At 48.0% G+C, this 22,704-nt stretch carries 20 protein-coding genes and 2 pseudogenes; 18 read left to right on the plus strand and 4 right to left on the minus strand.

All coding sequences use genetic code 11. From position 1 onward, the window contains the following. The first annotated feature begins 195 nt into the window (after positions 1–195). Complete coding sequence (gene ruvA / locus H8S54_RS06665; protein ID WP_021925520.1) at positions 196–810, plus strand: Holliday junction branch migration protein RuvA; 615 nt, start codon at positions 196–198, stop codon at positions 808–810. Between the two features lie 8 nt (positions 811–818). Here ruvA and H8S54_RS19325 read toward each other — a convergent pair. Further along, positions 819–872 (minus strand): annotated as a pseudogene (locus H8S54_RS19325) (DUF6783 domain-containing protein); the annotation flags it as partial. A gap of 92 nt (positions 873–964) precedes the next feature. On the opposite strand from H8S54_RS19325, the gene ruvB reads away from it, so the two are divergent. The 10 genes from ruvB (at position 965) to H8S54_RS06715 (ending at position 10,616) form a co-directional block, all read left to right on the plus strand. Continuing rightward, entirely contained in the window at positions 965–1,966 is a 1,002-nt protein-coding gene (gene ruvB, locus H8S54_RS06670) for a Holliday junction branch migration DNA helicase RuvB (protein ID WP_021925519.1), read from the plus strand. A gap of 147 nt (positions 1,967–2,113) precedes the next feature. After that, on the plus strand, positions 2,114–2,521 hold the full coding sequence (gene zapA / locus H8S54_RS06675; RefSeq protein WP_021925518.1) for a cell division protein ZapA: 408 nt from the start codon (positions 2,114–2,116) through the stop codon (positions 2,519–2,521). Positions 2,522–2,594: 73 nt separating this feature from the next. Next, on the plus strand, positions 2,595–4,802 hold the full coding sequence (locus H8S54_RS06680; protein ID WP_021925517.1) for a peptidase U32 family protein: 2,208 nt from the start codon (positions 2,595–2,597) through the stop codon (positions 4,800–4,802). A gap of 6 nt (positions 4,803–4,808) precedes the next feature. After that, positions 4,809–6,182 (plus strand): FtsW/RodA/SpoVE family cell cycle protein, encoded by a 1,374-nt coding sequence (locus tag H8S54_RS06685; RefSeq protein ID WP_117851841.1) that lies wholly within the window; start codon positions 4,809–4,811, stop codon positions 6,180–6,182. Further along, positions 6,106–7,590, plus strand: coding sequence for a peptidoglycan D,D-transpeptidase FtsI family protein (locus tag H8S54_RS06690; RefSeq protein WP_173766598.1), 1,485 nt, complete (start codon positions 6,106–6,108; stop codon positions 7,588–7,590). The genes H8S54_RS06685 and H8S54_RS06690 overlap by 77 nt, the downstream gene beginning before the upstream one ends. A 121-nt stretch (positions 7,591–7,711) precedes the next feature. Continuing rightward, positions 7,712–8,167 carry an NUDIX hydrolase gene (locus tag H8S54_RS06695; RefSeq protein WP_021925514.1) on the plus strand — a complete coding sequence of 152 codons (456 nt, stop codon included), beginning with the start codon at positions 7,712–7,714 and terminating at the stop codon, positions 8,165–8,167. 141 nt (positions 8,168–8,308) lie between these two features. Further along, positions 8,309–8,620 (plus strand): hypothetical protein, encoded by a 312-nt coding sequence (locus H8S54_RS06700; RefSeq protein WP_021925513.1) that lies wholly within the window; start codon positions 8,309–8,311, stop codon positions 8,618–8,620. 4 nt (positions 8,621–8,624) lie between these two features. After that, positions 8,625–9,923, plus strand: a complete 1,299-nt coding sequence (locus H8S54_RS06705; protein ID WP_178105308.1) for a hypothetical protein — start codon at positions 8,625–8,627, stop codon at positions 9,921–9,923. A 3-nt stretch (positions 9,924–9,926) separates the two neighbouring features. Beyond that, positions 9,927–10,301 carry a GerW family sporulation protein gene (locus H8S54_RS06710; RefSeq protein WP_021925511.1) on the plus strand — a complete coding sequence of 125 codons (375 nt, stop codon included), beginning with the start codon at positions 9,927–9,929 and terminating at the stop codon, positions 10,299–10,301. 177 nt (positions 10,302–10,478) lie between these two features. Further along, positions 10,479–10,616 carry a hypothetical protein gene (locus tag H8S54_RS06715; protein WP_178105307.1) on the plus strand — a complete coding sequence of 46 codons (138 nt, stop codon included), beginning with the start codon at positions 10,479–10,481 and terminating at the stop codon, positions 10,614–10,616. A gap of 99 nt (positions 10,617–10,715) precedes the next feature. Here the strand turns inward: H8S54_RS06715 and rpmB are convergent, their stop codons facing one another. Next, positions 10,716–10,901, minus strand: coding sequence for a 50S ribosomal protein L28 (rpmB, locus tag H8S54_RS06720; RefSeq protein ID WP_021925509.1), 186 nt, complete (start codon positions 10,899–10,901; stop codon positions 10,716–10,718). A gap of 213 nt (positions 10,902–11,114) precedes the next feature. On the opposite strand from rpmB, the gene H8S54_RS06725 reads away from it, so the two are divergent. The 6 genes from H8S54_RS06725 to H8S54_RS06750 all read left to right on the plus strand — a co-directional run bounded on the left by H8S54_RS06725 (position 11,115) and on the right by H8S54_RS06750 (position 19,064). Continuing rightward, positions 11,115–11,474, plus strand: coding sequence for an Asp23/Gls24 family envelope stress response protein (locus H8S54_RS06725; RefSeq protein ID WP_117851829.1), 360 nt, complete (start codon positions 11,115–11,117; stop codon positions 11,472–11,474). Between the two features lie 60 nt (positions 11,475–11,534). Beyond that, the gene (locus tag H8S54_RS06730) at positions 11,535–13,181 is read left to right on the plus strand and encodes a DAK2 domain-containing protein (RefSeq protein WP_202031059.1); all 1,647 of its coding nucleotides are present in this window, start codon (positions 11,535–11,537) and stop codon (positions 13,179–13,181) included. Between the two features lie 172 nt (positions 13,182–13,353). Then, complete coding sequence (gene recG / locus H8S54_RS06735; RefSeq protein WP_186901143.1) at positions 13,354–15,408, plus strand: ATP-dependent DNA helicase RecG; 2,055 nt, start codon at positions 13,354–13,356, stop codon at positions 15,406–15,408. A 275-nt stretch (positions 15,409–15,683) separates the two neighbouring features. Next, on the plus strand, positions 15,684–16,187 hold the full coding sequence (locus H8S54_RS06740) for a DUF6465 family protein (RefSeq protein ID WP_186901144.1): 504 nt from the start codon (positions 15,684–15,686) through the stop codon (positions 16,185–16,187). 201 nt (positions 16,188–16,388) lie between these two features. Then, on the plus strand, positions 16,389–17,861 hold the full coding sequence (gene miaB, locus H8S54_RS06745) for a tRNA (N6-isopentenyl adenosine(37)-C2)-methylthiotransferase MiaB (protein ID WP_330385742.1): 1,473 nt from the start codon (positions 16,389–16,391) through the stop codon (positions 17,859–17,861). A 114-nt stretch (positions 17,862–17,975) separates the two neighbouring features. Beyond that, positions 17,976–19,064 (plus strand): GGDEF domain-containing protein, encoded by a 1,089-nt coding sequence (locus tag H8S54_RS06750; RefSeq protein ID WP_178105306.1) that lies wholly within the window; start codon positions 17,976–17,978, stop codon positions 19,062–19,064. 93 nt (positions 19,065–19,157) lie between these two features. On the opposite strand, the pseudogene H8S54_RS18885 reads toward H8S54_RS06750, so the two are convergent. Both H8S54_RS18885 and H8S54_RS06755 read right to left on the minus strand, forming a co-directional pair. Continuing rightward, positions 19,158–19,241: pseudogene (locus H8S54_RS18885) on the minus strand (DUF6783 domain-containing protein); the annotation flags it as partial. 57 nt (positions 19,242–19,298) lie between these two features. Further along, on the minus strand, positions 19,299–20,123 hold the full coding sequence (locus H8S54_RS06755) for a helix-turn-helix transcriptional regulator (RefSeq protein ID WP_186901145.1): 825 nt from the start codon (positions 20,121–20,123) through the stop codon (positions 19,299–19,301). Positions 20,124–20,441: 318 nt separating this feature from the next. Here H8S54_RS06755 and gnpA point away from each other — a divergent pair, with 318 nt between their 5' ends. Next, positions 20,442–22,604 (plus strand): 1,3-beta-galactosyl-N-acetylhexosamine phosphorylase, encoded by a 2,163-nt coding sequence (gnpA, locus tag H8S54_RS06760; RefSeq protein ID WP_186901146.1) that lies wholly within the window; start codon positions 20,442–20,444, stop codon positions 22,602–22,604. Positions 22,605–22,704 lie beyond the last annotated feature (100 nt).

Here is a 22,704-nt window from a genome sequence, read left to right on the forward strand (position 1 = left end):
TATTATAATACCCGGCGCTTTTACAGTTGATGCTTTACTGTAAAATGCGCCCTTTTTAATTCTCTTTATTATTTTCCTTTTTTAATCGAATGAATGTTTGCTTTTTGCTCAGGGATATGGTATGATGACAAAGAATTTTAATCTCTTCTTTTTTAGAGGAAGTAATTTTGCAAAACATATTTTCAGGAGGCACTTATGATCTCATTCATCCGCGGAACCGTAGCTGATCTCACGGAAACCTCTGTAATCGTGGAATCCGGTTACATCGGTTTTGAAATAAATATGACAGGAAACGCCCTTGCCCAGCTTCACATTGGCCAGGAAGTGAAGCTTCACACCTATTTCCAGGTGAGAGAGGACGCTATGGTGCTCTACGGATTTTTCAATAAAGATGATTTGCAGGTGTTCAAGCTTCTGCTGGGGGTAAACGGTGTGGGACCTAAGGCTGCGCTTGGCGTACTTGCTGGAATCACTGCGGATGAGCTTCGGTTCGCAGTGCTCTCCGATGATGTTAAAACCCTTTCCAAAGCTCCTGGCATCGGGAAGAAAACAGCCCAGAAGCTGATCCTGGAATTAAAAGATAAGTTAAGCCTGGAAGAGGCCTTCGAGCAAAAGCTTGCCAACGAACAGGCGGGAGCAGCTGCTGCTGCCACAGGAGCCGGAATGACGGATGCCAAGCAGGAAGCAGTGGAAGCGCTGGTTGCCCTTGGCTACAGCAGCACCGATGCCCTTCGCGCTGTGCGCAAGGTGACGGACGCCGAGGCGGTAGACGTAGAATCTATTTTGAAGGCTGCACTGAAAAATTTCTGAGCGTGCCCCAAAATCATTCCCGCAATCTGCAAGCCCCACTTTGCGGTATATTTTGCAGAAAGCCTTTTTCAAACAGGCTCTAAGCAGAATTTTGTATGTAACTGTGAAGACATAAGCGGTTACAATTCGTTTATATGAATATAAGAGGTAAATAATGGACAATCGCATTATAACAACAGACGTCATGGAAGAGGATTTTTCCCTGGAGGGAAATCTCCGTCCTCAGACCCTGGACGAATACATTGGTCAGGAAAAGACCAAAAACACCCTGAAGATCTATATAGAAGCTGCCAAGCAGCGCCACGATTCCCTGGATCACGTCCTTTTCTACGGCCCTCCCGGGCTTGGAAAGACCACGCTTTCCGGGATCATTGCCAATGAGATGGGCGTACACATGAAGGTTACTTCCGGTCCTGCTATTGAGAAACCAGGTGAAATGGCAGCAATCCTGAACAATCTTCAGGAGGGAGATATCCTTTTTGTGGACGAGATCCACCGCCTGAACCGTCAGGTAGAGGAGGTTCTCTACCCGGCAATGGAGGACTTCGCCATCGACATTATGATTGGAAAAGGTGCCTCCGCCCGCTCCATCCGTCTGGATCTGCCCAAATTTACCCTTGTAGGAGCCACCACAAGAGCCGGACTTTTGTCCGCGCCTCTCCGTGACCGCTTCGGTGTCATCCACCATTTGGAATTTTACAGCAAAAAAGAACTTACTACCATTATTATGCGTTCCGCTCAGGTTCTTGGCGTGGAAATTGACGTGAAAGGCGCCGGTGAGATCGCCATGCGTTCCCGCGGAACCCCAAGACTTGCCAACCGTCTTCTAAAGCGCGTCCGTGATTTTGCCCAGGTAAAATACGATGGCAGGATCACCTACGATGTGGCCTGTTTTGCCCTGAATCTGCTGGAAGTAGACCAGTACGGACTGGATAAGCTGGACCGCCAGATCCTCAACACCCTGATTGTGAACTTCAAAGGCGGCCCTGTAGGCCTTGACACCCTGGCCGCCGCCATCGGAGAAGATTCCGGCACCCTGGAAGATGTCTACGAGCCCTACCTGCTGAAAAACGGCTTTTTAAACCGCACCCCCCGCGGCCGAATGGCCTCCGCCCTCGCCTACGAACACCTGGGATTTCCTGTTCCTGAAACATAAAAAACAAACTTTTGTAAAAATTCCCTATACTTTTCTACATTTTTCGATTATAATAGGGATGCTTACATAATTGAAAATGAGAAAACGAAGTCCGATAACCGGAAATTGGATTCGGAATTTGATAAAAGATACAGGAGGCTTGAACGAATGGCGGTCAAGAATACAGCACAGGTGATCATCGGGGGTAAGATCATTACCCTGGGAGGATATGAATCAGAGGAATATTTCCAGCAGGTTGCATCATATATGAATAAGAAGATAGGAGAGCTGGAGACTGTGCCAGGATACGGCAGACAGCCTATGGAGACCAAGCATATGCTTCTCAGCCTGAATATTACAGACGACTATTTCAAGGCGAAGAAGCAGGTAGAGACCTATGAACTGGACTTGCAGCAGAAGGATCAGGAGATGTATGACCTGAAGCATGAGCTGATCTCCCTTCGCATGCAGATCGAGGAAGCACAGAAGAACGAGCAGGAAGCTCTGGACGAGAAGAATCTTCTGGAAGGCAAGGTTAAGGAACTGGAAAAAGAACTGGATGAAATGCTGAAGTAAAAAGCAGGAGGGATTGCCTAGGTGATTCCTCTTTTCTCTTTTATAACCACAATCTGGAATTGGAGGAAATACTTTGAAACGAAATATAGAGTTGCTGGCGCCGGCAGGCTCCTACGAGGGCTTTGAGGCGGCACTTGGGGCAGGCGCAGACGCCGTCTACGTAGGCGGTTCCATGTTCGGGGCCAGAGCATACGCACAGAATTTTACCCAGGAAGAGCTTCTGAAGGCCATTGACACGGCCCACATTCATGGAAGGAAGCTTTACCTTACAGTCAATACATTATTGAAGAACAGAGAACTAAAAGGAGAATTGATTGCCTATCTGACGCCATACTATGAGGCTGGACTGGATGCGGTGATCGTGCAGGATATGGGCGTGTTTGCGGTTTTGAAGCAGGAATTTCCGGGACTTCACCTTCACGCCAGCACCCAGATGACGGTCACAGGTCCGGAAGGCATGAAGTTTCTGGCAGCGCAGGGAGCCACCCGCGTGGTTGCCGCAAGAGAGCTTTCCCTGGAGGAGCTTTCCCGGATGCATCAGGCAAGCCCTATTGAGATCGAGGCCTTTGTGCACGGCGCCCTTTGCTACAGCTACTCCGGCCAGTGCCTGATGAGCAGCCTTCTGGGCGGCAGAAGCGGAAACCGCGGACGCTGCGCACAGCCCTGCAGGCTTCCTTACCAGGTGAAGAACTTTAAGACCCGGGACTACGGCAAAGGGGAATTTTGCCCCTTAAGCCTGAAGGACATCTGTACCATTGAGATTTTGCCCCAGATTATCGAAGCTGGCGTGACTTCCCTTAAGATTGAGGGAAGAATGAAGCAGCCTTCCTACACAGCTGGCGTTACAGGCATGTACCGGAAATATCTGGACCTTCTTTTTGAAAAAGGCCAGGAGAACTACCAGGTAAGCGAAAAAGACAGAAAATATCTTCTGGACCTGTTTAATCGCGGCGGTTCCTGCACAGGATATTACCAGATGGGAAACGGTCCCCAGATGATGGCATTTACCAATGAGAAAAAGACCGGAGAAGTATCCCTGCAGCCGAAGACTCTTAAGGAGCCCATAAAAGGCGAGCTCAGTCTTTTCCCGGAATCCCCTGTGTTTCTTACGGTATCATGCCGGGGCGAGAGTGCTGCCGCATTTCTTGGAGAAGTCCAGTATGCCAAGAGCCAGCCTGTAACCGAGGAACGCATCCGCCAGCAGATGGACAAGCTTGGAAATACGCCTTTTGTCTGGGAAGGCTTGGATATCCAGATGGGAGAGAGCATTTTTGTCCCGATGAAGACTCTGAATGAGGCCCGTCACCAGGCGCTGGAAGAATTGCAGGAGAAGCTGCTTGAGAAATACAGAAGAGATAAAGCGGAAAAAATGATAGAAGCGGAGATGAAGCCAGAAGAATCTGCCAGCAGTACAGAAAGATCGGCTTCAAATTACGTTTCCTATGGTGTAGAAGGAGCAATCCCAGTCTACGCTTCCTGCGAAACCGATGAGGCAGCAGAGATTCTCTGCCGGGAAAAAGGAATCCAGGGCATTTACCTGCCTTACCTGCTGATGGAGAAATACCTTCAGGCAGGCCTTTCCCAGGGCAAAGAGATGTACCTTTCCCTTCCTCACATTACAAGAGGAAATCCGCCCAAGGGCTATCTGGACCAGATCCAGAAATGGCTGAAAGAAGGCATGACAGGTCTTCTGGTGCGGAACCTGGAATCCTACAGCCGTCTGGCAGAGCTTGGATTTTCTGAGAAATGCGTGCTGGATCATTCCCTTTATACCTGGAATGATGAGGCCATTCATTTCTGGAAAAATCAGAAGATACTTCGAAATACCGTTCCCCTGGAATTAAATGAGAAGGAGCTTCGCCACAGGGAAAATGCTGGCAGCGAGGTGATTGTATACGGCAGGCTTCCCCTGATGCACAGCGCCCAGTGTGTCCGCAAGAACACTACAGGCTGCAATCGCCAGGAGGACAGGCTGGTTCTGAAGGACCGCTATGACAAGGAATTTCCTGTAGTCTGTTACTGTCACCCCTGGAAAACCGGAAATACAAAGCCGGAAGGCCCCTGTTATAATATCATCTACAACAGTCTTCCCTACGGCCTGTTAAAAGAGGCGGACAAGGTGAAGGCGCTTGGGGTATCTGCCGTGCGGCTGTCCTTTACCATAGAGAGTGCCGGACAGACACAGCAGATTCTGGAAGATTTTGTAGCTGCCTATCGGGAAGGCAGGGTATCCCGGGAATATGAGTTTACAAAAGGTCATTTTAAAAGAGGAGCCGAGTAAAGGCGTATGATTAATATTGTTGTTGAGTTATCCAAATATGTGATCCTTACACTGATGATCATATATACAATTTTGTGCTACTATCTGGTGGTGGGGAAACACGCATCCGACAGGAAAGGGCTTTTGCAGACCCAGATTTCCCTTACCTTTTTTCTGGATTTCACCGCGTTTCTGGTAGTATTTCTGAAAACCTTTGATTTTAAGGTGGCAGTATTTTATGCGGAGATGATGGTGTATTTCGCGGCGATCCTGATTTTATACCGCAGGATTTATAAGAATGCATCCATGCTTCTTCTGAATAATATGTGCATGCTGCTCAGCGTAGGCTTTATTATGCTGTGCAGGCTGGACATCGCTTCTGCCAATAAGCAGCTTCTGATCGTTGCCTGCGGAAGTGCGGTAGCACTGGTGATTCCGGTTATGATCCGGAAGATGAAATTTCTGAAGGACCTTACCTGGATCTATGCAGGCGTGGGCGTTGTCCTTCTGGCAGCCGTTCTTGTGCTGGCCCAGACCAGCTATGGTGCGAAGCTTTCCCTTATGGGCATTCAGCCCTCTGAGGTGATCAAGCTTACTTTTGTGTTCTTTATGGCATCCCTTCTTGCAAGGGAAGTTACCTTTAAGAAAGTAGTTCTGGCAACGGTGGTGGCTGGTCTTCACGTGGGAATCCTGGTGCTTTCCAGAGACCTGGGAAGTGCGGTGATCTTCTTTGTTGCCTACATGGTGATGATCTATGTGTCTACCAGGAAGCCGGTCTATCTGGGAATCGGACTGGCAGGAGGCGCTGTGGGATCTGTGATCGCCTATCACCTGTTCGGACATGTGCGGGAGCGAGTCAGCGCCTGGAAGGATCCTATGGCGGTATATCAGAATGAGGGATACCAGATCGTGCAGTCTCTGTTTGCAATCGGGACCGGCGGATGGTTTGGCATGGGACTTTGCCAGGGATCTCCGGAGAAAATTCCGGTTGTAAAGAATGACTTTATTTTCAGTGCGATCTGCGAGGAGCTGGGCGGTATTTTTGCAATCTGCCTGATCCTTGTGTGCATGAGCTTTTTCCTTACCATTGTGGAGATTGCCCTGCAGATTAAGAATCCGTTTTATAAACTGATCGCCATTGGACTTGGCACGGAATATGCATTCCAGGTATTTCTCACCATCGGCGGAGCTACCAAATTCATTCCGATGACAGGTGTGACCCTTCCGCTGGTAAGCTACGGAGGAAGCTCCATTATGTGTATGATCCTGATGATTGCCATTATCCAGGGCCTGTATATTTATAGAGAGGACGAGGACGAAGAAATTGAGAGACATCGACGAGAAGCGGCGAAGAGAGCGAGACAGAGAGCTGCTGAAGCAGCGGCAGAAAGAGATTACTAAAAAGCGCAAAGCCAGAAATAAAGAGTATACCTTTGTTTCCATTTTCTTTGGGATCATCTTTATCAGTATGATCGGGTATCTGATTTATTTCGACGGCATCAAAAGCGATGATTTTATTAACAGCCCCTACAACACCAGGCAGGATTCTTTTTCTGACCGGGTGGTGCGCGGCAAGATCATGTCTGCAGACGGTCAGGTGCTGGCGCAGACCAATGTGAGCGAGGACGGGACTGAGACACGTAATTATCCTTATTCCAACGTGTTTTCTCATGTTGTGGGCTATGATTCCAATGGGAAAAGCGGACTGGAGTCAGAGGCGAATTTTACGCTGCTGACCTCTCACTCCTTTTTCCTTACCCAGCTGAAGAATGAGTTTTTGAATACCAAGAACACAGGAGATACGGTTATTTCCACCTTGAATGCCAATCTTCAGAATGTGGCATATAATGCCCTTGGAGATCGAAGAGGCGCTGTGGTGGTGATTGAACCATCCACAGGCAAGCGTCTTGTGGAGGTGAGCAAGCCTGACTTTGATCCCAATACCATAGCACAGAACTGGCAGACGCTTGTAAATGATGAGAATGACAGCAGCCTTTTGAATCGTGCTACCAATGGTGCATATCCTCCCGGCTCCACCTTTAAGGTGGTTACAGCCCTTGACTATTTCAGAACCAAGGGAACCTTTGAGGGATACAATTATCTCTGCGAGGGAAGTATTACCTTGGAGGATCATACCATTCATTGTTATCACAATACAGTTCACGGACAGGAGGATTTCTACAGTGCCTTTGCCAATTCCTGTAACTGTGCATTTGCCAGTATCGGAGTTGATCTGGGCGGTGCTTCCCTTCGCCGGACTGCAGAGGATCTTCTGTTTAACAAAAGCCTGCCCTTGAACGCTTATCGGACCAGCAGCTTTTCACTGGACAAGAAATCCGTGACACCTCTTATTATGCAGACGGCTATCGGACAGGGAAATACGCTTGTATCGCCTATGCATATGGCTCTGATCACCTGTGCAATTGCAAATGATGGTGTGCTTATGAAGCCATATCTGATTGATGAGGTTGTCAATGACAGCAATGACACGGTAAAAAAGACAGAGCCTGTTCCTTATAAGAGACTGATGAGCTCCAACGAAGCCAATCTTCTGGGTAAGCTGATGAAACAGGTTGTAGATTCCGGTACAGCCTCATCCCTTTCCGGCAGAAGCTATACAGTGGCAGGAAAGACCGGTTCCGCAGAATTTGATGAGGAAGGCCACAGCCATTCCTGGTTCATCGGTTATTCCAATGTGGACGACCCGGATCTTGTGGTAGCTGTGATCGTAGAGAACGGCGGTTCCGGAAGTGAGGCCGCTGTGCCCATCGCAGGCCAGATTTTTGATGCATATTATGCAAACAAATAACAGATGCTGTAATTATTATAATATATTTTTTGTAAACGAAGATTCCCTGTTGCCAGTTTTCTGAAAAAGAGGTATACTATAAACAGTTTAGAAAACACACGCATTACAGGAGGATTGCAGCATGATAGAAGCAACGAGCTGTGGCGGTGTGGTAATTCATCGAGGTAAGATTCTAGCGTTATATAAGTCTTACAAAAACCGTTACGAGGGCTGGGTTTTACCCAAAGGAACCGTAGAGCCCGGAGAGACCCATGAACAGACCGCATTGCGGGAAGTCAAGGAAGAAGCTGATGTGAGAGCCTCCATTGTGAAATATGTGGGAAAGAGCCAGTATAATTTCACAGTGCCGGAGGACATGGTCAACAAAGAGGTACATTGGTATCTTATGACGGCGGATAATTATCATAGCAAGCCTCAAAGAGAGGAATTTTTCGTGGATTCAGGATACTATAAATTCCACGAAATCTACCATCTGCTCCGCTTTGCAAATGAGAAGCAGATTGTTGAGAAGGCATATCAGGAATATCTGGAGCTTAGAAGTGCCGGATTATGGGATCGGCAGCAGAAGTATTTCTGAGGAATGCGAAGATGCAATCATAAAGGCTGCGTAGTCTTGTTACGCAGCCTTTTTGCAAACATAAGATTCATTTTTTGTTTACTGGTTTAAATTTGGGAAGAAAGGGAAATCATTCTATAACAAAGGAGTGTTGTACCAGATATGCTGAAATGGCGGGAAGACTATTATGTTGGGGAAGGAATCAAGGACGCAGAGAAGACGAAGAAACGCATTGATGCAGGCAAGGTTGCACTTGGCGTGTATCTTGTCACATTGTCTGAAAATCCGGGAAATCTTCTGGAGATCATTCCATCCTATATGCTGATCCAGAAGAGTTATTATGCCAAGTGTCCGGAGATTATCGGCATGGCGAAGGGCAAAGATGAAGCAACTGATCTGGCTGTGGATATCGTGAAGAATATTTATGGTGAGACAGGGGCATTTCAGGTAAAAGAATATTTTAAGAACAGGTGAGCGCATGTTACATATACTGTGGATCCTCATAAAGTTTATATTGATTCTTCTGGGAATCCTGCTGGGACTTGTGCTGCTGGCGGTTTTGCTGGTTCTGTTCTGCCCGGTGCGGTACAGTGCGGCCGCCGCGAAGGAAGGCGACAGCTTTAAGGAAGCCGAAATCGAAGCCAGGGTAAGCTGGCTGTTTCGTGCGATCGGCGTCCGGTTCTTTTTCAAGAACGGAGAGCAGAAGCTTGTGATTACCCTGTTTGGGATTTCACTGGATCAGATCCGAGGGTGGCTGGATGGACTTGGAAAGCGGCGCAAGGCGCGTGGAAGGCGCAGAAGCCAAAGCCGGGGGCAGGGAAGCCGCGGGAAGACTGGCGCAAAGAGTGGGAAGCCGGTTGCCGATAGTGGAAAGGCTGCCGCAGATGACCAGAAAAAGTCCAGCAAACAAAAAGAACGAACACGCTCTGAGCCAGAGAAGTCATCGGAAAAGAAAGCGGAAGTAAAGGAAATCCAGGCAAAGGAATCAGAACTGCCGCATGAGAAAACAACGGAACCAGAAGCTGAAAGAACAGAAGAAGGCTCCGAAGCAGAATCCAGGAAAAAAGAAGAACAGCAGGAACCAATTCGCCAGGAGCCGTCAAGGGAAATGCCGGAGAAAAAATCACCGGATATTGTAAGAATAACGGTCAGCGAGAAGAAATCACCGGAAGCTGCGAATACAGAAGATGTTGCAGATGAAGTGCCAGAAGTAATTGAGGGAGAAACCTCGGAATCGGTCAACACAGAGTCCGGCAAGAGCCAACTTCCGGTTTTATTTACCCGTATCCGGGATATACTAACCAGGATCATAGGGCTTCCAGGGGCATTGTGGAGGAAAATCACTTCTTTTATAAAAGGCATCCTTGGGAAGATTCGGCACATCCGAAATACTATTGCCGGAATCCGAAGCAAGCTGGACTGGTGGAAGGAATTTCTTGGAAATGAGAAAACCAAAGCCGCAATCGCCCTGGTATGGAAAGATGCCAAAGGCCTGATCCACCACGTACTTCCAACTAAAGTGGAAGGCCAGGTTACTTTTGGCTGTGATGATCCATCCATTACAGGAACAGTTCTGGCGGTTCTTGGAATGACATTCCCATTCCATCAGAACCGAATTCAGGTCACTCCCCTTTTTGACGGGGAGAACCAGCTCACAGGAAATATATCTCTGAAAGGCCGGATTTATGGGATTATGTTTGTAAAGGCGGCACTTGAGATCTATATCAATAAAAATGTAAAATACGTCATCAACCGATGGAAGCATAAGGAGGACTAAACAATGGAAAACGAAAACAACTTCAAAGAAACAGTAAGCTCCCTGTTTAAAGGAATGGATGGCTTTGTAGCTGCCAAGACGGTAGTGGGAGACGCCATTCACGTAGGCGATACGATTATACTTCCGCTGGTGGACGTATCCTTTGGCGTAGGTGCCGGAGCTTTCGCAGGAGAGAAGAAGAACAACGGAGGCGGCGGTCTCGCCGGAAAAATGACTCCATGTGCCGTGCTGGTGATCCAGAATGGAACCACCAAGCTTGTCAACGTAAAGAACCAGGATGGACTGACCAAAGTTCTGGATATGGTTCCGGATTTTGTAAACCGCTTCGCACCTGGCGGAAGTGACAGCGCTGAGACTGCAGACTCTGAAGAAGAGTAAGCAAAAATACACCTGCAAGATGTGCATTGCAATTTGCAGATTCAATCCAGTGAAAGTGAAACAGGATTTTGGAATGTGTTTTTGCAGGTCAGAAGACAGAGAAAATCTGCAAAAGTGTTCAGAAGCGGTCTCCCTGCATAAAATATACTAAACCAAAGAGACAGGACTGTATAAGATATGGGAAAAGTTCTTGGGTTTATGCTGTTTTTTATCGGACTGGGGATGGTGATCGGACTTCTGGTGTCTGAGACCGTAGCGCTTCTGATCGCCGCAGCTCTGTGTCTGATGTGCGGATATCATCTATTCTGTAAATAAAACAGGCGTAGAAGGAAATGAAATCCTTTCTGCGCCTGTTTTTTTGCACTTATTTTTATAAAAAAACAGCCCTCACATTTCTGTGAGGGCGGGTGTTACTTAGGCTCTTTCAACGTTTCCGGATCTTAAGCAGGAAGTACATACGTACATTTTCTTAGCTCCGTTCTCAGTTTTAACCTTAACGGATTTTACGTTTGATTTCCACATCTTATTGGATCTTCTATGGGAATGACTCACATTATTTCCGAAATGAGCACCTTTTTCACAAATTGCGCATTTAGCCATGATAGCACCTCCTTGACGCTTTTTTTCAACAGTTCATATTCTAACAGATGAAATTACATTTTGCAAGCAAAAAAAGGAAAATTTTAAAACAATTTTAAAATAAATTTGCTATTTGGTAAAATGCGTGCTAAAATTGGACGTTGTGTTATGGAAAGAAAAAGGGTATAATAGAGTATATACATTTTGAAAATCAAATTAATGGAGGTAAACCATATGAAGGGACGTATAGATTCCGGCCTTGGCCAGATCATTATTGATACGGATGTAATCGCTACTTATGCAGGAAGCGTTGCAGTAGAATGTTTCGGTATTATCGGTATGGCCGCTGTCAGCATGAAGGACGGCCTTGTGAAACTGCTCAGGAGAGATTCTCTGCAGCACGGTATTAATGTTAAGATCACAGAGGACAATAAGATCCGTCTGGATTTTCACGTGATCGTGGCGTATGGCGTAAATATCAGCACTATTGCAGATAATCTTGTAAATAATGTAAAATATAAAGTCGAGGCTTTTACAGGAATGGAGATCGAGAAGATCAACATTTATGTAGAAGGTGTTCGTGCAATAGATTAGGATTAGAGGAGGAAACTTGTGGTGGATAGACAGACCATAGATGCCAAGATACTTTCCAGAATGTTCCTGGCAGGAGCCAAGAACCTGGAAGCGAAGAAAGAATGGATCAACGAGCTGAATGTATTTCCGGTTCCAGATGGAGATACCGGTACGAATATGACCCTGACCATCATGTCAGCTGCATCGGAAGTAAGCGCTCTTGCAGACCCGGACATGGAGACCCTTGCCAAGGCAATTTCTTCCGGTTCCCTGCGCGGAGCCAGAGGTAACTCAGGCGTTATCCTTTCCCAGCTTCTTCGAGGCTTTACCAAGGGAACCAAGGGACATAAAGAGATGGATGCAGTGGTGATCGCTGCAGCTATGGAGAAGGCTGTGGAGACTGCATACAAAGCAGTTATGAAGCCGAAGGAAGGAACTATTCTTACCGTAGCCCGTGAGGCTGCTGTAAAGGCAACTGAGATCGCAGAGGAATCCGCAAACCTGGAGCTTTTCTTCCGCGCCATTTTTGAGCACGCAGAGAAGACCCTTGCGCGTACCCCGGAGATGCTTCCGGTTCTGAAAGAGGCAGGCGTAGTAGACTCCGGTGGACAGGGACTCCTTGAGGTATTCCGCGGCGCATTTGACGGCTACCTTGGCAAAGAAATCGACTACACTGCATTTGAGAAAGCTGCCCCTGCATCTTCTGTAACGAAGATTTCCCCGCAGGCAGAAGCAGAGATCAAGTTTGGCTACTGTACAGAGTTTATTATTCTTCTGGACAAGCCACTTCCAGATGAGGAAGTACACAGTTTCAAGGAATTTTTGATGTCCATCGGCGATTCTGTCGTTCTGGTAGCAGATGACGAGATCGTGAAAGTACACGTACACACCAATCATCCGGGACAGGCATTTGAGAAAGCCCTTACCTACGGTGCACTTTCCCGCATGAAGATCGATAATATGCGCGAGGAGCATCAGGAGAAGCTGATCAAGGATGCCCAGAAGCTTGCCAGGGAGCAGGAAGAGCAGGAGAAGAAGGATGCCGCTGCGAAGGCTGCCAAAGAGCGCAAGAAATACGGCTTCATCAGCGTTTCCGTTGGAGAGGGACTTTCTGCCCTGTTCAAAGAGCTGAATGTAGACTGGATTATCGAGGGCGGCCAGACCATGAACCCAAGTACTGAGGACATGCTGAACGCCATCGCAGAAGTAAACGCAGACACCATTTACATTTTCCCGAACAATAAGAATATTGTCCTTGCTGCAAATCAGGCAAGAGACCTGACCGAGGACAAGGAGATCGTAGTTGTTCCTACCAAGACCATTCCTCAGGGAATCACAGCTCTTATCAGCTTCCAGCCGGATATGACCGGAGAGGAGAACTTAGAGGGCATGATGGAAGCTGTCTCCATGGTGAAAACCGGACAGGTTACTTATGCGGTCCGCGACACCAGACTGGATGAGAAAGACATCCATGAGGGCGATATTATGGGAATCGGTGATCACGGAATCCTTGCAGTAGGCAAAGGCCGGGAAGCAGTTGCCAAGGAGATGGTAGCGGCTATGGTAGACGAGGATTCTGAGGTAATCAGCATTTACTATGGTGCCGAGACTTCCGAGGAGGCTGCCAATAAGCTTGCAGAAGAACTGGAAGAGACATATCCGGACTGCGAAGTAGAGGTAAACATGGGCGGACAGCCGATTTACTATTACATTATTTCTGTAGAATAAAGGAATGCCAGAGGGCAGTTGCTTCATATTCGCGATACAAGAAAGACAAAGAAGACTGCTGGATGCAGCCTGATTTTGGGGCGGGAATTTTTCCGCCCCATTTTGCGGTTTGTTTTGTGTGAATTCAGACAAGTCAGTATGGGCAGTTACTTATGATTAGGAGGTAAAAACCGTGGCGAAGCAGCTTCGTGAATTAAAGGGAGTAGGGGAGAAAACAGAAAAATTATTTCAGAAGATCGGGATCACCACAACAGACGACCTGCTCCATTACTATCCCAGAAATTACGATGCATATGAGGAACCGGAAGAAATCGGCTCTCTGAAGGAGAACACGGTTGCAGCCATCCGCGCCACCATCACCACAGGCGTGTATGTGAACAAAATCCGCAATCTCCAGGTAATCTCCATCACCGTTGCAGATACCACCGGCCGCCTTGCCGTGGCATGGTTCAATGCCCCTTATCTGAAGAACACTCTGAAAAAAGGCAGCTGCTTCATTCTCCGCGGCAAAGTTTCCCGGAAAAAAGGCCGCCTGGAAATGGAGCATCCGGAAATTTTCACCCCGGCTGCTTACGAGGAAGTTCTGCACAGCATGCAGCCCATCTACGGCCTTACGGCAGGATTAACCAACAAGCTGATCATCAAGCTGATGCACCAGATTCTGGAAGAGCAGAACCTGCAGACAGAATTTCTCCCGGATGAGATCAAGGAATATTATCACCTGGCAGATGACAATTATGCCCTTTCTGCCATCCATTTTCCCGCTAATATGCAGGAACTGCTGGTAGCGAGAAAACGGCTTGTATTTGACGAATTCCTGCTGTTTATCCTGGCTGTGCAGATTCTGAAGGGCAAGACGGAAGAAGCCCCCAATGCCTTTCCCATGAAGCCAGTGTGGACCACGGAGCAGATCATGGAAAACCTGCCCTACAAGCTGACCAGGGCCCAGCTAAACGCCTGGCATGAGATCGAGCGGGATCTTTGCAGCCACACTCTTATGTCCAGACTGGTTCAGGGAGATGTTGGGAGCGGCAAAACCATCCTGTCCTTCCTTGCCATGGTCCTGACCGTGGAAAACGGCTACCAGGCAGCGCTGATGGTGCCCACAGAGGTTCTGGCAAACCAGCACTTCGAGGCCTTTACCAAACTTATGGAGGAACAGGGAATCACCTCCTGCCATCCAGTGCTTCTGACCGGCTCCACCACTCTGAAAGAGAAGCGGCGAATCTACGGAGAGATTGCATCCGGCGAGGCCAACGTGATCATTGGCACCCACGCCCTGATCCAGGAGAAAGTGGTTTACGAAAACCTTGGCCTTGTCATCACAGACGAGCAGCACCGCTTCGGCGTGAAGCAAAGGGAAGCGCTGACCACAAGAGGCAATGCGCCTCACGTTCTGGTTATGAGCGCCACCCCTATTCCCAGGACTCTGGCCATTATTGTATACGGTGACCTGGATATTTCCATCATTGACGAGCTCCCTGCCATGCGTCTTCCTATTAAAAACTGCGTGGTGGGAACCTCCTACCGCCCCAAGGCCTATTCTTTTATTGAGAGACAGATCCGCCAGGGCCGCCAGGCCTACATCATCTGCCCTATGGTAGAGGAAAGCGAGGGCGCAGACGGGGAAAATGTAACGGACTACACCCAGCGGATCCGGGAAATTTTCCCCTCAGATATCACCATCGGCATGCTCCACGGCAAGATGAAGCCCAAGGAAAAAAATCAGATCATGGAACAGTTTGCCAGCGGGGAAATCCAGGTGCTGGTGTCCACCACCGTTGTGGAGGTTGGCGTCAACGTGCCCAATGCCACGGTGATGATGGTAGAGAACGCAGAGCGCTTCGGCCTTGCCCAGCTGCACCAGTTAAGAGGCCGTGTAGGCCGCGGGGAGTATCAGTCCTACTGTATTTTTATGCAGGGAAATGAGCAGGAAGAAACCTCCAAGCGACTGGAGATCCTGAACAAATCCAACGACGGATTTTTTATTGCAGGGGAAGACCTGAAGCTTCGCGGCCCCGGCGACCTGTTTGGAATCCGCCAGAGCGGCCAGCTGGAATTTCGCATCGGGGATATTTACCAGGACGCAGATGTGCTGAAAGCTGCCAGTGATGCGGCTGGCGGAATCCTGGAGCTTGACCGGGAACTGACGCTGCCACAGAACGAAATGCTGCGGGAAAGATTGAATTCTTATATGAAATATGACCTTGAAAACCTTGGATTGTAGGCAGCCACGAGGAAATATGCGACGAAAAAAACGGCAAAAAACGAAATTTTTTTGGTAATAACTGTGCAAAGAAACAAAAATTCTCAGGAATTTGGAATTTCAACCCGGGGATTTCGGGAAATAATGAGAGCAGATTTGTATAATTTTACCTATGAACCGAAGAAAAAGGCTTGTCAAGGGGTGATTTTCGGAAACTTGCCAAATTTTCAAAATCGTAGTATCCTAACGAAGAAGCAAGAACGAAGAATATTTTCACCGTCAAGGAGGCTATTATAATGGCTACAAAGAGAACTACAAAAAAGGCAGAAACAATGGCAGCCAAGAAAGCAGCGAAGACTGCTGCAGCACCTGCAGCAGAGGTAAAGGCTGAGCAATCCAAGGCAGAGGCTGTTAAGACCGCTGTTGTAGAAACTGTAAAGGCAGCTACAGAGACTGTTAAAGCTGCAACAGAGACAGTTAAAGAGACCGCTAAGGAAGCTGTGAAAGAGACAGCAAAAGCTGCACCTGCAAAGGAAGCTGCTCCGAAAGCTGAGGCTAAGAAGCCTGTAAGAAGAACAAAGAAAGCCGCTGCAGCAGCAACAGCAGAAGTTTATTTCCAGTACTTAGGCAAGGAATTTGCTTCCAAAGATCTGGTGTCTGATGTTAAGAAAGCTTGGATAGAGATGACCGGAAAGAAAGAAGAAGACATCCAGGATATTAAAGTTTACGTAAAACCAGAAGAGAACAGGGCATACTATGTAGTAAACGGTGAAGCAGAGGGACATTACATCGAACTGTAATTTTCCCTTAAACTGGAAGCTTCGGGGAATCTGTGAAGACAGACGCTCCGGGGCTTTTTTTATGCCTGAAACAGAGCGGATGATTTTTCAAACATGCTCTGGACAAACAGGTGTAAATACGATAAAATATTAAAATGTAACGAAATTTTTTCTTTACATTGCAGGCAATCCCACAACCCCTGTGATCCAGGGGTTGTTTTTATGATATTACTTATTCAGAAAGGAAAAACTATGTTTAACGAAATTGACTTCAGCAAAATAGATACCGCTGGCGCGCCGCCTACAGATGATGCCGGCCGCCAGTATTATTACATGGCCAAGCTTGCCACTATGGTTACCCTCAAGGAGCAGGAGCTTGGACGCCCTATCACCTATTGTCTCCAGACCTTTGGCTGTCAGATGAACGAGAAGCAGTCCGAGGTAGTAGCCGGAATCATGGACGAGATCGGCTTTAAGAGACAGGACACAGAGAACGCCGACGTTGTTATCTACAACACCTGTACCGTCCGTGAGAACGCCAATCTGAAGGTATACGGACGTCTTGGCAAGCTTCACAGCCTGAAGAAATCCAACCCGGATATGAAGATCGCCCTTTTCGGCTGCATGATGCAGGAGAAACAGGTGGTGGACAAGATCCAGAAGGACTATCCATTTGTCAATCTGGTATTCGGAACCCACAATATTTTCAAGTTCGCCGAGCTGTTCTATGAGATGGAGAACCGTGACAGCCAGCTGATCGACATCTGGGAAGGCACCGACAAGATTGTGGAAGAGCTTCCTACAGAACGCAATTACTCTTTCAAATCCGGCGTCAACATTATGTTCGGCTGCAACAATTTCTGCAGTTACTGTATCGTACCTTACGTAAGAGGCCGGGAGAGAAGCCGTGAGCCGGAGGCCATTGTGAAAGAAATCGAGGCACTGGTGGCAGATGGCGTGACTGAGGTCATGCTTCTTGGACAGAACGTAAACTCCTACGGCAAGACTCTGAAGAATCCGGTCACTTTTGCCCAGCTTCTTGAGAAGGTTGAGGCAATCGAAGGCCTGAAGAGAATCCGCTTCATGACCTCCCACCCGAAGGATCTTTCTGACGAGCTCATCGAGTACATGGGAAAAAGCAAGAAGGTCTGCCATCACCTTCACCTTCCCATGCAGTCCGGCAGCAGCCGTATTCTGAAGGTGATGAACCGTCACTATGACAAGGAGAAATACCTTGGTCTGGTTGAGAAGATCCGTAAGGCAGTGCCGGATATTTCCCTGACTACGGATATTATCGTAGGCTTCCCAGGCGAGACCGAGGAGGATTTTCAGGAGACTCTGGATGTGGTGGAGAAATCCTGCTTTGACACTGCATTTACCTTTATCTATTCCAAGAGAAGCGGCACCCCTGCAGCCAAGATGGAGGATCAGGTGCCGGAGGATGTGGTAAAAGACCGTTTCGATCGTCTTCTGAAACTAGTTCAGGAGAAAGGAAGAGAGGCTTCCTCCAGATTTGAGGGCGAAGTGCAGGAAGTTCTGGTAGAGACCGAGAGCAAGGAGAAGGGCATTTTCACAGGAAGAACCCAGTACAATCTTCTGGTACACTTCCCGGGAACCCCGGATCTTCTTGGCAAATATATCAATGTAAGACTGGATACCTGCAAGGGCTTCTACTATATGGGAACTCAGGTGTAAGTTGATTACTTCATAGCAAAAAATCACATAAATTTCCTGGAAATGGTTGCAATTTTGTATAAAATAGTGCAAAATAGAAAATAACAAACACTCATGGGAAAGGCGGCACCGTATATGTTGAAAGAACTGTGCGGAAGGTTTTATTCACTACTCAAGAAAGAAGCAGCTCATGAGAATGAACCCCAGCGTATCCTGTTTCTCCTTCGGAATATCATGCTGCTTCTTGGACTGTATTTTCTTATCTTTCCACTGGTAATGTGCCTGGTAAGTCCACGGACAAGAGGGTGGATCGGATATGTGTTTGCAGTGCTGGCAGCGTTGATCTTTTTCGGAACCTACAGGCTTCGGGTACGTACCGGCGTAGTGATGTGCGTGACACTGCAGCTGGCGTGGGTTGTGATCTTTATCCTGATGTATGGCTGGGACTGCGGTATTCAGCACCTGATGTTTGAGATGCTGGTGCTGGTGTATTTTGCCATTTACAATGGGGTGGGATATAAGATCGGATACACGGCGTTTCTGTTTGCTGTGCGGTTTGTGCTGTTTGTTTACTGCAGGAGGAACCAGCCTTATTATGGGCTTACTGAGAACGCAACGGTTGTACTGCAGATTATGAACATGATCCTCTCCTTTGTGCTTATGGGAGTTGTGTGTGCCATGTTCAGCTCCAATGTGGAGTCTGCAGAGAAGAAGCTGGTGCTCTACAATGAGCAGCTGAAGAAGCAGGCTGGCACCGACCCGCTGACCGGGCTCTGGAACCGTCGCCAGATGATGCGGTACATCACAGAGAAGCATCAGAAGGACTCCAATATGGCCTTTACCCTGGGAATGGGTGACATTGATTTCTTTAAGAAAATTAATGACAACTGGGGTCATGACTGCGGGGATGCAGTGCTGGTGTGGATCACCAGGCATATGAGCGAGGTGCTGGGGGAGCATGCCAGGCTTTGCCGTTGGGGCGGAGAGGAGTTTATTTTCTTTTTCCCGGACATGAACGGGGACCAGGTATGCGAGATCTTGAATGTGCTGCGTATGCGGCTGGACAACGATCCTTTTGACTGGAAGGGAGAGTGGCTGAAGGTGACCATGACCTTTGGAGTTGAGGAGAATGATTTTTCCTCCAGCATTGATACGCTTCTGAAGAACGTGGATGACAAGCTTTATATGGGAAAGAAACAAGGACGAGACCGGGTGATCTATTAAAGACTGCCTGGCCTTTTTCGTGTGAGGGGCATGCTGGCTGATGTTAGAGCGTGTTTGAAAAAGCATTCCTGCAATCTGCACGCCCCACTTTGCGGTATATTTTGCCCGAATTCAGTTGCCGTAGCCCGCTACGGCGCCCTCATCCGGACAAAATCTCCCACAAATTGTGACGCACATCTTGCAGAAAGCCTTTTTCAAACACGCTCTAGAGAGACTTATATGAAACGGTCTCTCTTATTTTCTGACACTCTTTCTGTATTCGACCGCGGTCATCTGGCAGTGCTTTCGAAAGCTCTGTGCCAGGTAGCTCTGGGAGGAAAATCCGGCCAGGTGGGCGATGGTGGAAATATCGTAGTCCGTATTTTCCAGAAGGTCCTTGCACACTTCAATGCGCCTGCGGTTCAGGTAGTTAATAGGCGAGATGCCGTAATACCTGGTGAATTCGTGGCTGAGATAGTATTTGTTCAGATGGGTCAGTTTTGCCAGGGTGTCCAGGGTAATCTCCTGACTGTAGCTGGCGTCCAGATAGCGCTTGACCTGGGCGCACTCCCTGCTTGGATGAAGGGAGGGAACCAGCTGGAATCCGGATACGGTAATCCGCCGCAGCTGCATAATGAGAATAGCCAGGGTATGGCGGCAGATTTCCTCATAGCCTGGATTTTTCTGGTCCAGCTCTGTGAAAAGGGAGTGGAAATAAAACTGCAGGTCCGTCTTTTTCTTCCGGCAGTTAAAAATCTGGAACTCTTTCTGATCGTGAAAAGAGAAACTGATCCCGTCCACGCCTACTGTGAAATAGGAAAGGGGCGCTGCGTTTCTGGAAGTTTCCGTGTGCTGGATGTGGGGATTCACAATGATCAGGTCATCTTTGGAGATGGTGAAGGTTTCGTCCTCGATCACAAATTCCCCGCTTCCTTCCAGCACATAGAACAATTCTGTAAAGGCGTGGGTGTGGGGAATGCTGGGCCAGTCATTTTCATACCGGGAAAGGGAAGCGTTCACAAGAACCGCTTCCTGGGCAAGGGGATTTTCAAAATCGAAGGGAAAAGAGCGTGTACTCATAGCAGCGCCTCCTGAACTATTTTGGTAAAAGTATCACGAAGGATACTGGGAATGAAGGGATCGCAGTGTTCCGTGAATATTATCTGTGAGCAGTTATTGTAAACATACATGCATTCATTCATATAGGCAATAATGTTATGAATAACCTTATCATATCACAGAACAAAAAAGACCGCAAGATTTCTAAAAAGCAAAGCAAGACCTCCGTTGAAATCTGCCTGCGAAACTCTTATTCTAAGAGTATAGACTGACTGACGATTGCGCAGCTGCGAAAGCGCTGAATGAGGATAAGATTTTACAACAACGGAGGTACCGAAAATGGAAGCAAAAAAAGGACGTGTTACCATACCAACAAACCTGGATGTGGTAAAAGAGACACTGGATATTATGGACGAGTGGGGCGCAGACGCCATCCGTGACTGCGACGGAACGGAATTTCCCCAGGAACTGAAGGACACCGGAGCGAAGATCTACGCCACTTACTACACCACAAGAAAAGACAACGCCTGGGCAAAAGCCAACCCGGACGAGATCCAGCAGATGTACATTATGAGCTCCTTCCACACCGCAGTTTCCGAGACACTGGAAATTCACCTGATGGATCACCTTTACCCGGATATGCTGAAGGTCAACACCCGTGACGACATTACAAGATGGTGGGAAGTTATAGACCGCACCACAGGCGAAGCAGTGCCGGTAACCGGCTGGTCCTACAACGAAGAGACCGGAAATGTGGTAATCACCCCGGCGAAGCTTTTCCATGAGTACACCGTAAGCTTCCTGGCATATATTATGTGGGACCCGGTACATATGTACAACGCAGTGGTAAACGACTGGAAGGACGTAGAGCCCCAGATCACCTTTGATGTGCGCCAGCCAAAGACAAGAGCCCATTCCCTGGAGCGTCTCCGCCGTTTCCTGGACAGCCATCCTTATGTCAATGTGGTTCGCTTCACCACCTTTTTCCATCAGTTCACCCTGATCTTCGATGAGCTGGCACGGGAAAAATATGTGGACTGGTTCGGTTATTCTGCATCAGTCAGCCCCTATGTGCTTGAACGGTTTGAGAAGGAAGTGGGTTATCCCTTCCGTCCGGAATACATCATCGACCAGGGCTACATGAACAACACCTACCGCATTCCTTCTAAAGAATTCAAGGATTTCCAGGCATTCCAGAGAAGAGAAGTGGCGAAGCTTGCCAAAGAGATGGTAGACATTGTCCATGAATACGGCAAAGAGGCCATGATGTTTATGGGCGATCACTGGATCGGTATGGAACCTTTCATGGAGGAGTTTGCATCCATCGGGCTTGATGCCGTAGTGGGAAGCGTTGGAAACGGCGCCACCTTACGTCTGTTTAGCGACATCAAAAATGTAAAATACACAGAAGGCCGTTTCCTTCCCTACTTTTTCCCGGACACCTTCCATGAGGGCGGGGATCCTGTGAAAGAAGCGAAGGTGAACTGGGTAACTGCAAGGCGTGCCATCCTGCGAAGCCCCATCCAGAGAATCGGATACGGCGGATACTTAAAGCTGGCTCTGGAGTTCCCGGATTTTGTCCAGTATATCAAGGAAGTGTGCCAGGAATTCCGCACCTTGTACGACAACATTCAGGGCGTTACCCCTTACTGCGTGAAGCGGGTTGCAGTCTTAAACTGCTGGGGCAAAATGCGTTCCTGGGGCAACCATATGGTTCATCACGCTATTTACCACAAACAGAATTACTCTTATTTCGGTATCATCGAGGCTTTAAGCGGTGCGCCATTTGACGTTTCCTTTATCAGCTTTGATGACATTCTGGCAGATAAGGATCTTCTGAAAAACTTCGACGTTGTGATCAATGTGGGAGACGCAGACACAGCCCAGAGCGGCGGCGAGTACTGGGCCAATGAGACTGTAATTACAGCCGTGAAGGAATTTGTCTATAACGGCGGCGGATTCATCGGCGTTGGGGAGCCAGCAGCCCATCAGTGGCAGGGCAAATACTTCCAGCTGGACGACGTGCTGGGAGTGGAAGAGGAACGAGGCTTCAACTTAAATACAGATAAATACAACTGGGAAGAGCATAAGGATCACTTTATTCTTGCAGACACAGACGGAACCGTGGATTTCGGGGAAGGCAAGAAAAACATTTTTGCGCTTCCGGAAACCACCATTCTGATCCAGAAAGACCAGGAGGTACAGATGGCGGTGAAAACCTTCGGAAAAGGCCGCGGCGTTTACATCAGCGGACTGCCGTATAGCTTTAAGAACAGCCGTGTGCTTTACCGTGCAGTTCTCTGGTCTGCCTCTGCAGAGGAGGAGCTGAACTGCTGGTATTCCACAAACTATAACGTGGAAGTTCATGCATACGTGAAAAACGGCAAATACTGTGTGGTAAATAATACCTATGAGCCACAGGATACGGTGATTTACAGAGGCGATGGCAGCAGCTTTGAACTTCATGTAGAAGCAAACGAAATTAAGTGGTATCAGATCTGATCCAAATAAGCAGTGCCCGGGCAGAATGCAGACAGATGTATCTGCCCGGGCACTTTTTTGTCTTTTTATACAGGAGAAAGGTTGCATTTATAAGAGGAAT

This window comes from Blautia segnis (genome assembly GCF_014287535.1).
GTDB lineage: Bacteria > Bacillota > Clostridia > Lachnospirales > Lachnospiraceae > Blautia_A > Blautia_A acetigignens.